At 47.0% G+C, this 14,193-nt stretch carries 14 protein-coding genes; 6 read left to right on the forward strand and 8 right to left on the reverse strand.

Annotated features, from left to right (window positions below):
- Positions 1-112 precede the first annotated feature (112 nt).
- Positions 113-1,558: an alanine/glycine:cation symporter family protein gene (locus tag C3B52_RS04790; protein WP_235615602.1), complete on the reverse strand. Its 1,446-nt coding sequence runs from the start codon at positions 1,556-1,558 to the stop codon at positions 113-115.
- 109 nt (positions 1,559-1,667) lie between these two features.
- Here C3B52_RS04790 and C3B52_RS04795 point away from each other — a divergent pair, with 109 nt between their 5' ends.
- From C3B52_RS04795 to C3B52_RS04815, 5 genes are all read left to right on the forward strand, one after another.
- Entirely contained in the window at positions 1,668-2,441 is a 774-nt protein-coding gene (locus tag C3B52_RS04795) for a transporter substrate-binding domain-containing protein (RefSeq protein ID WP_103104956.1), read from the forward strand.
- A gap of 228 nt (positions 2,442-2,669) precedes the next feature.
- On the forward strand, positions 2,670-3,326 hold the full coding sequence (locus tag C3B52_RS04800; RefSeq protein ID WP_103104957.1) for an amino acid ABC transporter permease: 657 nt from the start codon (positions 2,670-2,672) through the stop codon (positions 3,324-3,326).
- Positions 3,323-4,045, forward strand: coding sequence for an amino acid ABC transporter ATP-binding protein (locus tag C3B52_RS04805; protein ID WP_103104958.1), 723 nt, complete (start codon positions 3,323-3,325; stop codon positions 4,043-4,045). The genes C3B52_RS04800 and C3B52_RS04805 overlap by 4 nt, the downstream gene beginning before the upstream one ends.
- A 98-nt stretch (positions 4,046-4,143) precedes the next feature.
- Positions 4,144-4,818, forward strand: a complete 675-nt coding sequence (locus tag C3B52_RS04810; RefSeq protein ID WP_103104959.1) for a response regulator transcription factor — start codon at positions 4,144-4,146, stop codon at positions 4,816-4,818.
- On the forward strand, positions 4,818-5,819 hold the full coding sequence (locus C3B52_RS04815; protein WP_103104960.1) for a sensor histidine kinase: 1,002 nt from the start codon (positions 4,818-4,820) through the stop codon (positions 5,817-5,819). Before C3B52_RS04810 ends, C3B52_RS04815 begins: the two co-directional genes overlap by 1 nt.
- An 11-nt stretch (positions 5,820-5,830) precedes the next feature.
- Here the strand turns inward: C3B52_RS04815 and C3B52_RS04820 are convergent, their stop codons facing one another.
- Complete coding sequence (locus C3B52_RS04820) at positions 5,831-6,367, reverse strand: hypothetical protein (protein ID WP_103104961.1); 537 nt, start codon at positions 6,365-6,367, stop codon at positions 5,831-5,833.
- A gap of 196 nt (positions 6,368-6,563) precedes the next feature.
- On the opposite strand from C3B52_RS04820, the gene C3B52_RS04825 reads away from it, so the two are divergent.
- On the forward strand, positions 6,564-7,460 hold the full coding sequence (locus C3B52_RS04825; protein WP_103104962.1) for a LysR family transcriptional regulator: 897 nt from the start codon (positions 6,564-6,566) through the stop codon (positions 7,458-7,460).
- A gap of 48 nt (positions 7,461-7,508) precedes the next feature.
- On the opposite strand, the gene C3B52_RS04830 is transcribed toward C3B52_RS04825, so the two are convergent.
- The 6 genes from C3B52_RS04830 to C3B52_RS04855 form a co-directional block, all read right to left on the reverse strand.
- Positions 7,509-8,474, reverse strand: a complete 966-nt coding sequence (locus C3B52_RS04830; RefSeq protein ID WP_103104963.1) for an ABC transporter ATP-binding protein — start codon at positions 8,472-8,474, stop codon at positions 7,509-7,511.
- Positions 8,474-9,448, reverse strand: a complete 975-nt coding sequence (locus C3B52_RS04835) for an ABC transporter ATP-binding protein (RefSeq protein WP_103104964.1) — start codon at positions 9,446-9,448, stop codon at positions 8,474-8,476. The genes C3B52_RS04830 and C3B52_RS04835 overlap by 1 nt, the downstream gene beginning before the upstream one ends.
- 33 nt (positions 9,449-9,481) lie before the next feature.
- Positions 9,482-10,375, reverse strand: a complete 894-nt coding sequence (gene nikC / locus C3B52_RS04840) for a nickel transporter permease (RefSeq protein ID WP_103105072.1) — start codon at positions 10,373-10,375, stop codon at positions 9,482-9,484.
- Positions 10,376-10,397: 22 nt separating this feature from the next.
- Positions 10,398-11,318 carry a nickel ABC transporter permease gene (gene nikB, locus C3B52_RS04845; RefSeq protein ID WP_103104965.1) on the reverse strand — a complete coding sequence of 307 codons (921 nt, stop codon included), beginning with the start codon at positions 11,316-11,318 and terminating at the stop codon, positions 10,398-10,400.
- 61 nt (positions 11,319-11,379) lie between these two features.
- A complete protein-coding gene (locus C3B52_RS04850) occupies positions 11,380-12,921 on the reverse strand; it encodes a glutathione ABC transporter substrate-binding protein (RefSeq protein WP_164684703.1) in 1,542 nt (513 codons plus the stop codon).
- 25 nt (positions 12,922-12,946) lie between these two features.
- A complete protein-coding gene (locus C3B52_RS04855; RefSeq protein ID WP_235615604.1) occupies positions 12,947-14,128 on the reverse strand; it encodes a M20 family metallopeptidase in 1,182 nt (393 codons plus the stop codon).
- Positions 14,129-14,193 lie beyond the last annotated feature (65 nt).

Raw genomic sequence — 14,193 nt, forward strand, 5'->3', positions numbered from 1 at the left:
CACATTCCATTCTCCTTCTTCTGCTGATCTTATGTGAACGATTCTAGGGAAAAAATATAGTGGAAATATCAAAAGATTATGTGATATGTCCCTCAATTAACCTCGTGCGCTGTTACTGCGTTTTTTCCTCGTAAAAAAGCCTGACCTCTTCGTCGACATGTCCAATCTTCAAATATCTCGCTTTGTAATCTAGCAGCAGCTTTTTAAATTGGTGGCTTAAAATCAATAGAAAAAAGATATTGATAAAAGTAGGCACAGCCGTCATGATGCCGGTCATCAGCCACACATCCTTGTCTGGGAAGTGGAAGGTGACGATATAGAGTACCAACAGAAATTCAGGAAAGGCGCAAAATACCTTCAAATATTTAAGAGCCTGCTTTTTAGCTGCTGTCTTCTTGTTTAGTAAATGCTTCACCATAATTTCCCTGCTCACGTACCACCCACTCGCCGTCGTCACGGCAAATAAAAAGAGAATGACCGTCACCATGTACCTGCCCGCAGTCCCCAATATTTGCTCGAAGGAATGAAGCGCCAGGTCAATGCCCGTCCGGCCCGATACCCAATCATCAGAGAGGATAACGACAAATGCGGTAATGCTGCACATGACGATGCTCGTAAAAAACACCTCAAAGCCGCCCCATATCCCTTGCTTTACGGGATGATCAACATCGGCTGTCGAATGAATGATTGGCGTCGTCCCCCAGCCAAATTCGCTGCTGTATACCGCTTGCGATACACCAACAGTAATGACCTGAGCCAAGGTTGCCCCAGCAAATCCTCCCATTGCCGCTGAACCATTGAATGCATGCTTGATAATCTGTTCAAGCACGGGCACGACCTTTTCCACATTCATCAGGATAATCGCACAGCCCAAAAGCAGGTACGACAAGGTCATGAAAGGCACGATGACTTTAAATATTTTGCTCATGTACGGTGTGCCACGGACGATGATGAAATACACCAGCACGGCAAACAAAAGCGATACCCAGATAATATTCAAATGAAAGGTGGAACTGATCGCTGTAGAGGCAACGTAGTTTTGGATCGAAAGAAAAATCGGTGCAATCATGCCAATTACAAATAGCACGACGAGAACCATCCACCTCCGAACGTTCATCTCCTCGCCAATCCCTTTTTGAATGTACACGGTCGGGCCGCCAATAATATGCCCCTCTTCATCCCTTGACCGGTAATAAACAGATAAGGTGACCTCTACCATTTTGATAATCATGCCGACCAGAGCCGCGATCCACATCCAGAAAACAGCACCTGGACCCCCTATTGCAATCGCACTCGCCACCCCACCTACACATCCGACTCCGACCAGGCAGCCTATCGCTATATTACCAGCATAAAAGGAGGATAGTGTTCCTTTTTTGCTGCTGCTCTCGCGTTTATGAAGAATCACCTGCACCACCCGGCTGACGATATGCTGCAAGTGGCGTAATTGAAAAAATCTACCCTCGATCGTAAAGAAAACCCCTGCGAAAAGAATAGCAAAAGGCATGGGGATATCCCACAGGATTTTTACGACGGTGTATGCAATATTCTCTAGCAAAAGAACCCATCCTTTCACGAATTTTCACATATTTCTTTGAAATTTATTTTACATTATTTTTTTAAGATATAGGCACATCGAACTTATATTTTTCTTGAGGAGGGTTACTATGATTCGTCGTAAAGCTTGGTTGGCACTAGCCGTTAGCTGTTTAACCACAATTAGCCTTGTTGGATGTGGTGCCAAAGAAAGCGGTGGCAGTGCAAACGACACACTCATTTTTGCTGTCGCTCCAGATGGAGGCGCTTTCAGTTCCAGAGATAGCTCCGGAAAACTCACCGGATTTGACATTGAACTCGTAGAATCACTCGCAGCCAAAGATAACCTCAAGGTAGAGTGGAAAGAGATGAAGTTCAATGGAATCATTCCTGCTCTGCAAGCGAAGCAAGTAGACGGCGCAGCTGCTTCCATCACCATACGCGATGACCGTAAAGCTGTCACGAACTTTACAGATCCGTATTTCGATTCCGGACTCGTCATGGTAGTGAAAAAGGACAGCCCGATCAATACGGTCGATGATTTGAAGGATAAAACGATTGTAGCAAAACAAGGTACCTCTGGTCTTGAAAAAGCCAATGAACTGGCAAAAGAAAAAGGCGCGAAGGTCAAGATTTTGGAAGACGAAGCAACCCTCTACATGGACGTAGAAGCTGGCGGCTCCGACGTGCTGATCAATGACTTCCCGTTTGTTGCAAATAAAATCAAATCTGGTACAGCGGCAAACCTGAAAATCGTTGGGGAAAAATTGACGGGTGAAGAATATGGGATCGCGATTGCCAAAGGTAAAGAAGACGTTCTGGAAAAATTCAACAAGCATCTGAAAGAAATGAAGGACAATGGAGAGTACCAGAAATTATACGACAAATACTTCGGCTCCAACTAAGAGAGGTTGTTCAAAAAGTCGTCTTTTGATCACGCAGGAGACCTGAAAGCTCATTCGACATCGAAAATGGCGTTCACCTTCGAAGTCCGGTGCTCATGTAGTTTTCCTACACTCCGCTCCTCCTTCGTACGGTTCTCGCCATTTTCTTGGTGCTGAAAAGCCAACTTTTTGAACACGATCTGATAGGTGCATTTTGCACCTTATTTCTTTCCAGAAAGGAAGTGAGGTATGGATACTCTAAGCCTGATTACAGATGCATCTCCACTCCTCTTGCAGGGGCTTGAGAACACCATAAAAGTTGCGTTCCTCTCCTTGTTGTTTGCGACCGTTCTTGGACTATTCTTTGGTCTTTTGCGCGTATCCAAACGAAAATCATTGCAAATGATCGCCAAGGTCTATGTGAGTATTATTCGCGGTACCCCACTCTATGTGCAAGTCATTTTCTTTTACTTTGGCTTGTTCCCACTTGTGTTTGGGCGTGCCACAGATGCCGTATCTGCTGGTATTTTTGTCCTTAGCCTCAATGCCGGGGCGTATCTCGTAGAAATATTCCGCGCCGGTATCGAGTCAATTGACAAGGGACAGATGGAAGCAGGCCGCGCGATCGGATTTACGCACGGACAAACGATGGCCTACATCATTATGCCGCAAGCAATTAAGCGGATGATCCCCGCCATCGTCAACCAGTTCATTATCAGTATTAAAGACACGTCTCTGCTGGCGACCATCGGTATCGCAGAGCTCACCTTTACGGCTCAAACCATCTATGCCGTAAACTTCAAAGCTTTCGAGTTTTTAGGTGCGATTGGAATCATATACTGGGTTCTGATTTATGTACTCACGGCATTCTCTCACTGGCTGGAAAGGAGGCTGGCAGCACGATGATTCAAGTGAAACAGCTGGCCAAATCATTCGGCAGCTTGCAGGTACTCAAAAATATCAATACAGACATCAAGCGTCAGGAGGTCGTGTGTGTCATCGGTCCATCCGGCTCAGGCAAATCTACCTTTTTGCGCTGTATGAACCTGCTCGAAGAACCGACCTCCGGTGAGATTGTCATTGATGGCGTCAACATCATGGATAAGCAGACAAACATCAACGACATTCGTCAAAAAGCCGGAATGGTATTCCAGCAATTCAACCTTTTTCCTCACAAGACTTCGTTAGAAAATATTACGATGGGTTTGACCAAAATCAAAAAGTACAGCAAGGAAGATGCAGAAGAAAAAGGAAAGGCTTTGCTAGCCAAGGTAGGTCTCTCCCAGAAAGCAGACGTCTATCCACGTAATTTATCCGGTGGACAGCAGCAACGGGTAGCGATCGCGAGAGCTTTGGCAATGGAGCCTGAAATCATGCTGTTTGACGAGCCTACCTCTGCTCTCGACCCGGAGATGGTTGGCGAGGTATTACAGGTCATGAAGGATTTGGCCCAGGAAGGAATGACGATGGTAATCGTTACGCACGAAATGGGTTTTGCCAAAGAAGTTGCTGACCGAATTTTGTTTATGGATCAAGGCATTATTCTGGAGGAAGGCACCCCGGAAGAATTTTTCAATCACACGAAACAAGAACGAACGCGGGAGTTCCTGAAAAAGGTCCTGTAATCCGCTTCTCCATTTGAGCCTCTGGATTCTGCTGAATTCAGAGGTTTGCTCCATTCTTGTATAATGAGAGTGGTGTCAGATATAGAGGGGGGACTCAAATGTCGCATACAGTCTTTTTGGTTGAGGATAATCAGGATTTAAATTCGATCTTGCAGAAGTACCTGGAAAACGCAGGCTATACGGTAGAAGCATTTTTGGACGGCTTCTCCGCTCAACAAAAAATTCATGAGACTCCCGATTTGTGGATATTGGACATCATGCTCCCGGATACAACCGGATATACGCTGTTTAAAGAGATAAAAGAGATTCACCCCAACATTCCTGTAATCTTTATTTCCGCTAAAAATCAGGAAATTGACAGAGTCGTCGGCCTTGAGCTTGGCTGTGACGACTACATTTCCAAACCGTTTTTGCCCAGAGAGCTGATTTTAAAAACACAAAAGCTGCTGGAACGCACAAAAGGGCCACAGCTTCACCAGGCATCGGCATTTAAAATCAACGGCTATACCATCAATCGCGAGAATCACACGATCCATCATGACAGTGAGCTTATTTCGTTGACGAGCAAGGAATTTGAGCTGCTGCTGTTTTTCATCGATCATCCGAATCGTGTCTTTTCCCGCGAACAAATACTCGACCGCGTGTGGAACAAAAACTATTTTGGCTCCGATCGTGTGGTGGATGATACGATTCGCCGCATTCGTAAAAAGCTGGCAAGCTTGCCGATAGAGACTGTCTATGGCTACGGATACAGGTACAGGCTGGTGAAGTGATGAGAGACAAACCGTTTGGACTCCAGATTTGGGTTATCATGACTGCTTTTCTCATATTTATTACGGGGATCATCACGGTTGTGCTCATAACGTATGTCTCAGTGGATGTGTTGATCAATCTGCTGCGCCTGCTCGTCATCCTGTCGATCATAAACATTATCCTCGCCAAGCTGATCGCCAACAAACTTACGGAGCCATTGCGCTATTTGGAAAAAAAGGTTCGGAAAATCGCAAATAAAGAATGGGAAGAACCGATTGATCTCAATCGCGGAGACGAAATCGGCAAGCTGGCTTCCTCCATTAACATGATGCAGGAGTCGCTCAAAAAGATGGAAATGGAAGAAGAAATCTTTTTGCAGAGCGTCTCTCATGATTTGAAAACGCCTATTATGGTGATCCACAGCTACTCCCAGGCACTTTTGGACAAGATGTACTTGAACGATTCGTTTGATGATACGGTCGCGGTCATCATCAAGGAAGCGAAAAACCTCGAGAAAAAAGTGGAGAAGCTGCTGTACTTAAATAGTCTCGACTACATTTTGGAGAGAAAAAGCGAGTTCAAAAAAATGAACATCAGGTCAGTTGTGCACAATCTCATTGAACGTTTTTTCCTCGTCCAAAACAGGGTGATCATTCACGCCCAGCTTGCCGATCTGTATGTGTGGGGAAACGAGGAAGAGCTGACCGTAGCGCTTGAAAACATTTTGGAAAACAACATGCGCTACGCCCATTCCTCGATCTGGATTTTTACGCGCATCGTCCATGAACAAGGCAAGGAGCAGGTGGAAATCATACTCGAAAACGATGGACCACCAATTGAAGAAGAACAGCTGAACCAACTGTTTAACCATTTTTACAAAGGCAAAAATGGCAAGTTCGGTCTCGGGCTGTTCATCACACGAAAAATTATTTTGTTTCATGGTGGTGAGGTAGAAGTACAGAATATCAACGGACGTGTACGCTTCCGTGTTTTACTTCCCTATGAAATGAAAAGTATGTAACTTGCCCCATGTCATCCGATTTCTTTTATTTGTTCCAGCAGCTCAGAAGCGAGGTCAGCTACGTCTTTATTGTGCGCTTGTATGTTTTCAAAAACAGGCACAGCATCTCGTAGCAGTTGATAACTGTAGTAATAATAACTGGTAAAGGGCTGCTCGGCATATCCAGGCGGCTCTTCCTCTTCCCAGAGTACCTCGTCCTCCTCTTCATCCTCCGGCCATAAAAAGGCATCATCCAATAGAGATCTCATCTGGGGAACCGGCTCCCATGCACTTACATCCCTGCCGCTCAACGCGTCGGTAACACAGAGATAACATTTGATTTCTTCCGGCATCACATCTTCTGGTGCTTTTGTCTTTAGGTCGCGCAGCATAAACAGCAATACCCATGGCGTTACTTGCCAAAGTGTGCTTTGATGCTCAATTAGGTTGGCTACCTCCTCGAAATCTCCCTGATCCATCAATAGAGGCAGCTCGCTCCCCCTGCCATACGCCGTTGTCAGTCTTTCCCACGGAATTTCGCTTCTTTTTATTTCATTTACGTTTAGCATCCTTTTCTCCCTCTCCTTCTTTCTCGTTACGTTCGGTTGCGGATTATTTCATGCTTCTACCATAACATTAAATGGAAAAACGTAAATACAGCATGAGACCCAAGGAAATGGTCAGTTAATTATGAACTGATCAAACTTTTCAACTCGTTGCCGCTCATGTAGAATAGCCCTAACGGGAAAAGGGGGCGGACAACCTGTGAATGACCAAGATTGGTCCTTACTAGAAGCAATCTACGACGAAAAGAACCTGACAAGAGCAGCAGAAAAGCTGTTCATTTCCCAACCAGCGTTAACCTATCGGATTCAACAAATTGAGCTTGAATTCGGAGTCAAAGTCATTTATCGCACCAATAAGAAAATTAGCTTCACTCCAGAAGGAGAATACTTGGTTAAGTACGCGAAAAAGATGCTTCTGGAAAAACGAAAAACAAAGGACCACGTCCTGAGCATGAGTAATGATGTGCAGGGCTCGCTGCGAATCGGTTGTTCGAGCAACTTCGCCCTGTATAAGCTGCCTTCTTTGATCAAACAGTTTTTAGTCCTGTATCCAAAGGTTGAAATCAATGTGAATACAGGCTGGAGCTCTGAAATAGTAAAATTACTGCAAAATGAAGATGTTCACGTGGGTATTGTTACTGGTGATTACAAGTGGCTGGAGGAAAAGTCGCTCATCACAGAGGAACCATTATGCATCATTTCCAAACAGGAAATCGACCTCGATGAACTTCCACGGCTCCCACGTATCAATTATTTGCCGGCAAAGAGCCGATTGAATCCAACGAATCCGTTAATCACCAAAACGATTGATAACTGGTGGCTGGATCGGTTTAGCGACCCGCCCTTGATTATCATGAACGTAGATAAGGTGGAAACCTGTAAGGAAATGGTCACAAACGGGCTAGGCTACTCCATCGTGCCGCGTGGGTCCATAACCGATCGGGATGATTTTTACGCTATCGATTTGCATTATCAAAATGGAGAAGCACTGCTCCGAAAAACATGGATGCTGTACCGTGAATCATCACTGGCGCTCTCTACAGTCGAACGCTTCGTTACGTATATAAACACACAGCACTGTCAAAAGACCGAGTAGCCTACTTATCAGGCACACTCGGTCTTCTTCTCTTCCTGTCAAACATCGCTAATAGAGATGGCACGCAACATAATGCCCGTCTATATTCTTCCATTTCGGTCTTTCTGTTCGGCAAATGTCCATGCATTCTGCACAGCGCGGATGAAACGTGCAGCCCTGTGGCGGATTTGCCGGACTGGGTACATCTCCCTGGAGCACGATACGTTCTCTTTTTGCCAACGGGTCAGGCACAGGAACCGCAGACAGAAGTGCCTTGGTATACGGATGCAAAGGAGAATCGTACAGCTCGTTTTTATCCGCCAGCTCAACTAGCCTGCCCAAATACATGACTCCGACCCGGTCACTAATATGTTTGACTACACTCAAATCGTGGGCAATAAACAAGTATGTCAGCCCAAACTGCCCCTGCAAATCTTGTAGCAGATTAATAACCTGTGACTGAATCGAAACATCGAGGGCAGAGACGGGTTCATCTGCTACAATCAGCTTTGGCTCTAATGCCAGCGCCCGAGCAATCCCGATTCGCTGCCGCTGACCACCACTGAATTCATGCGGATGCCGCTTGGCGTGGTAGCTATTTAGTCCCACGACATGCAGCAGCTCATCGACGCGGCGATCCTTTTCCTTTCCGGAGTACAGACTATGAATTTCGATCGGCTCCGCGATGATTTGTCCTACCGTCAGTCGGGGATCAAGAGAGGCATACGGGTCCTGAAACACCATTTGCATGCTTTTTCTCAATTTGCGCAGCTCGCCGTGGCGCATGCCGACCAGATTTTTACCTTCATAAATGACCTCGCCCTCAGTAGGCTGAAGCAGCTGCAGAATAGTCCTCCCTGTTGTCGACTTTCCACAGCCGCTCTCTCCCACAAGCCCCAGGGTCTCTCCTTTATAGATAGTAAAATCCAGTCCATCTACCGCTTTCACATGATTGACGACTCGCTTTAAGAGTCCTTTTCTGATTGGGTAATACTTTTTCAAATTCCTGACTTCTATTAGAGGTGTTTTCGTCATCACTGATCCTCCTTCGCCTCGTAGAGCCAACATCTGCAGGAATGCCCTTCTTCGACTTTTACCAGCTCAGGAACGCCTTCCCTGCAAATGTCTGTGGCGTATTCGCAGCGCGGAGCAAACGTACAGCCTTTTCGCAAGCTTCCTGGTATCGGTACGCTTCCTTTTATGGAGTACAAACGCTGCTCTGTTCCATCCAAGCGAGGAATCGACTTCATCAAGCCTTGTGTATACGGATGCTTCGGATTGGTAAATAAGGTGACAACATCGGCTTCCTCGACGACTTTACCGGCATACATGACAACGACGCGATCACACATTTCTGCCACGACTCCGAGATCGTGGGTGATCATCATAATTGCCGTATTGTGCTTTTCCTTTAATTCTCTCATCAAATCGAGAATCTGCGCTTGAATCGTGACATCTAGTGCTGTCGTGGGCTCATCTGCAATTAATAGCTTCGGATTGCAAGACATCGCCATGGCAATCATGACACGCTGCCTCATCCCACCAGACAACTGATGGGGATACTCGTCTACGATCTGCTCGGCACGAGGAATACCGACCAGCTTGAGCATCTCGATCGTTCTTTGTCTGGCTTGCTGTTTGTTGTATTGCATATGGATTTCTACGGCTTCCCCAATTTGCTGACCGATCGTGAAAACCGGGTTCAGTGAGGTCATCGGCTCCTGAAAAATCATCGCCATCTCATTGCCCCGCACTTTTCGGATTTCCTCATCCGATAAGGCGAGAAGATCTCGTCCCTGAAATGTAATGGAGCCGTCGACGACTTTACCAGGAGTCAGCCTCATCGTGGTTAACGAGGTAACGCTTTTGCCGCAGCCCGATTCCCCCACAATGCCAACGGTCTCTCCTTCATAGACAGTGATATCCACCCCGTCTACGGCTGGCACTACACCTTCATCTGTTTGAAAATAAGTTTTCAATCCTTTGATTTCAAGTAATGTCGGTTTCAACGCAGTCCCTCCCCTGTACAGATGCGAACATATTTACAGCTTCATCTTGGGGTCGAGCGCATCACGTAATCCGTCCCCCAGCATGTTGAATCCCAAAACCAGGAACATAATCGCCAGTCCTGGCATGGTACTTACATGGGGAGCGACCCTCAAATATTCTCTTCCCGTACTGAGCATGGCGCCCCATTCTGGTGTCGGCGGCTGTGCGCCCATCCCGAGAAAGCTCAAGCCTGCAGCCGTAATGATGGCTGTAGCGATACGCATCGTGGACAGGACGATAATAGGCGCGATGCTGTTCGGAATCACGTGCTTGACGATAATATGAAAGTGACTCCCGCCCATCGCTTTTACGGCTTCGATATATTCTTTGTCCTTGATGGCTATGACCGAGCTTCGGGATAGGCGGGCAAACGTAGGCACAGAAAAAATACCAATCGCAATCATTACGTTCACCATTCCCGGTCCAAGCACACTGACAATGGCAAGTGCCAACAAAAAGCTTGGAAACGCCATAAAAATATCCATAATGCGCATGATCAATGAGTCTGCCAGCCCGCCGAAATAACCGGAGATTGTCCCTAAAGCAACCCCTATGACGACGGCAATCAGTACACCGACAAATCCGGTCATCAATGAGATTTGGGTTCCGTGAATGATCCGCGAAAGAATATCCCGCCCAAACTCGTCCGTACCAAAAGGATGACTCCAGCTCGGTCCTTCCAGCATGATCTCCATGTTTTGCTCAATCGGATCATATGGAGCAATCCATTTTGCCAGCACTGCAACGAGCAAACAGAGAATCACCATCCAAAATCCGTACAACGCACGCTTGTTTTTCTTGAAACGACCTAGCATCAGCTTCCACTGTGAACGGCTGGCATAGGTCTGTTCTGCCTTGCTCTCATCCTGCTGAAGTGCCAAATCCATCTGACTCATGGTGTGCTCCCCTCTAATCGTATTTCACGCGCGGATCAACCAATCCATAACAGAGATCCACAATCAGATTGACGATGACAAAGATAGCCGCGACGAACAAAATGCTTCCCTGAATCGAGGGGTAGTCCCTAAATTGAATGGATTGAATGATGAAACGCCCCAATCCGTTAATGGAAAACACCGTTTCGGTCAATACGGCGCCACCCAGCAATGTTCCGAATTCCAGTCCAATAATTGTAATGATTGGAATCATCGCATTTTTTAACGTGTGCTTGTAGATGACAAGCTTTTCCCTTACACCCTTTGCTCTCGCCGTTCGTACAAAGTCCTGATTGATGACCTCCAGCATGCTGGATCGCGTCAGCCGGGCAAGAATCGCAGAAGAGGACAGCCCCAAAGCGATGGCGGGCAGGATAAAGTGGCGGAAGCCGTCATTTCCCCCCGATGGGAGCAGGTTCAAATAATACGCAAATAGCAAAATGAGCATGAGACCCAGCCAAAAGACTGGCAAGGAAATACCAAACAATGAGATCATCATGGTCGCGTTATCAATGAGGCTATTTGGTCTCGTAGCTGAAAAGATACCAGCAAAAAGACCAATCACGACCATGACAACAATCGCCATGACGGTCAAAGTGATGGTCGACGGAAAACGCCCCAATATCTCATCCAAAACAGGACGCTCGGAACGCAATGAAGTACCCAAATCTCCCTGAAGCAGATTGGACACATACTTGCCGTACTGTACATACAAAGGCTGGTCCAGCCCCAGGCTTTCCCTGACAACGGCCACTTCTTCGGCGGATGCTTCTGGTCCCGCGATCATGCGGGCAGGATCTCCAGGCACAGCGTGAATCATCAAAAATGTAAGAATAGAGACTCCAATCAGAGTCGGTATCATTTGCAGCAACCTCTTTACTACATAACTGAACAACTGGATGCCTCCTCATCTAAGAGGAAGAGGATGGTTATCCATCCCCCGCCTCATCCATTCGTTATTTTTTTACTGCCTCTCGCAAAATCAGTCGTTCTGTATTGGAGCCGTAGACACCCTCTACATTTTTGCGCACACCGATGAATTGGTTCATTTCCACCAGGAAAATCCACGGTGCTTCTTCTTTAATAATTTGCAGAGCCTCAGCATAGATTTTTTTGCGTTCTTCCTCATTCGTTGTTTTCATGCCTTTGTCCAGTAATGTGTCCAATTCAGCATTTGCGAACAACGTTCTGTTATTGGTTCCGTCTGAGGAGAAGTTCGGGCGCAGTCCCCAATCTGCATCGTTCGTTGGAACCGCCCAGCTCAACAAAAACAGATCATAACCCGATTTAGGATCGTCGATGGCATCCTGGTACGCGCCCCATTCCCATTTACGGAACTCCACTTGAAAACCAACTGCTTGCAGGTTCGCTTGGACAAACTCGGAAAGCTGGCGATCCATTAAATAGCGACCTTCTGGCGTCCATAGCTTGATTGGCGTTCCCGGCTTGACTCCAGCTTCGGCGAGCAACTGCTTCGCTTTTTCCGGATTGTACTCATACGTCCCTGCCGGCGAGAAGCCCCAGGTTAATTCGGAAATCGCAGCCTGTGTCGGCTTGGCATTTCCCATCATGATTTTCTTTACAATCGTTTCCTTGTCCACCGCGTAGTTCAGTGCTTGGCGTACTTTTACATTGTCGAACGGAGCTTTTTGTGTATTCATCCCCATGTACAGATTGCGATTGCTCGGGTACATGTTGACGGCTACCTGATCGCTGTTTTTCAAGCGTTCAATATCTGTTGCAGGCACTGGGAGAATCACATCAGCCTCACCCGTTTCCAGCATGAGTGTACGGGCAGCGTTCTCCACAACAGGCTTGATTGTAATCGATTTCAATTTTGGCTTTTCGCCCCAATAATCCGGGTTGGCTTCTAGAACCAGCTTTTCACCGGAAATCCACTCTTTGAATTTGTAAGGACCTGACCCGACAGGGGCCTTGCTGACTCCTTTTCCTTTATCCGCCACATTCTTCGGACTGTGAATCCCGCCATTTGGATGAGCTAGCGTCGCGAGAATCGGGGCATACGGGAACTTCAGATGAAACGTTACTTTATACTCGCTGTCCATGGACACGTTCTCGATGAAATCCGCGAAAAGAGAGCGTCTTTTCAGTTTGTTGTTCTTATCTAAAATCCGATCGAAGCTCGCTTTGACAGCCTCTGCATTTACCGGGGTTCCGTCTTGGAACTTGGCTCCCTCGATCAGCGTAAACGTCCATGCTTTGCCGTCTTCGGATGAACTCCATTCCTTTGCAAGCTCAGGAATGATTTTCATATCCTTGTCGAAGGTAACTAGCTTATCGTAAATCAGTTCAGTAGCATGCAGCGAAATACCGTCAGATGCATCCTGCGGGTCCAAGCTAATCGGCTCAGATCCTAGAGCTACCACTAAATCCTTGGGTCCGTCCGCAGCATTTTCCTCTCCCCCAGATGCGTTGTTCCCACAAGCAGAAAGAACAACCATGAGTGAAGCGAGCATGAATGAAATCAGTTTTTTCAAACAAATCTCCCCCTGTTTTATTTCTCTAAGGCAACCTGCTGCCTTTTGCCACCAAAAACTCTTTTTGAATCTCCTTGAGTACATCTGGCTGGGTGATCAGATCATAGCTGGTACCAGCAATCGCTTTTGCTGCTGCAATAATTGCTGCATGTCCATCTTCGCTATTTCCTGCCTCGACCCAAGCTCGTGTATGATTCGAGACGCCAAACGGGACAAAAGAAACGCGCAGGCATGCCCCCGGAACGCGATGGGTAACTGTGCTGAAATCAGTTGAGCCTGTGCTTTGACGCGGCGGTGTAATTTCTCTGGCACCAGCCTGACGGGCATTGTCCAGCAGCAAATCATTCAAACGCTGTACATTGAGCTTGTTGTCCAATGCTTTTCCTTCGTGAATAGTCAGCTTCGCTCCGACTGCCAGCGCTGCTCCCCGGGCAACGTTATACACCCGCTCCACAACGGTATCCAGATAGGCGCGGTCCGCGGCCCTGATGAGAAATTTCGCTTCAGCACGCTCTGGAACAATGTTAGGAGCCGTTCCGCCATCGGTAATTATACCATGTATTTTTACATCAGCCCGAACGTGCTCCCGCAAGTATTCAATACCATTAAAAGTAAGAAGCACTGCATCCAAGGCGCTTATTCCTTGCTCCGGTGCAACCGCAGCGTGGGAAGCCTTTCCTTCAAAAACAAACTCTACAGAGTTGATCGCTAGCGACTTTCCATCTACGGTGGTCCGATCTCCGCCATGCATCATTAAGGCAACATCGAGGCAGTCAAACAAGCCAGCTTCCGCCATCGGAACTTTTCCACTCGTCGTTTCTTCCGCTGGGGTTCCGTATACGATAATCGTAGCAGGCAAGTCGCCCAGATTGTTGCGCAGCGCGATTGCCGCGCCCGTAATAGATGAAGCCTGAAGATTATGCCCGCATGCATGGCCTAGCCCTTCCAAGGCATCGTATTCACATAAGAGACCTATCACAGGACCACCTTGTTTATTTTGATACGTAGCCGTAAAAGCTGTCGGCAAGCCAGCTACTCCTTTTTCAACTTGAAATCCGTGGTTCGTCAGCGTACTCGTTAGCAGCTCAACTGCCTTGAACTCTTGATGCCCCAGCTCGGGATTGTCGTGAATATAATCATTCACCTGAATAATCAGGTCCCGTAATTCCTCGACTGTGCTGTAAATGTTCGCTTTCGTTTGAATCACAATGTACCTCCATCCATTTCACTGATCATAAGCCGTGACAACGTTTTCAAATTCACTTGTGGTTG

The sequence above is a fragment of the Brevibacillus reuszeri genome (assembly GCF_002897295.1).
GTDB classification, from domain to species: domain Bacteria; phylum Bacillota; class Bacilli; order Brevibacillales; family Brevibacillaceae; genus Brevibacillus; species Brevibacillus reuszeri_A.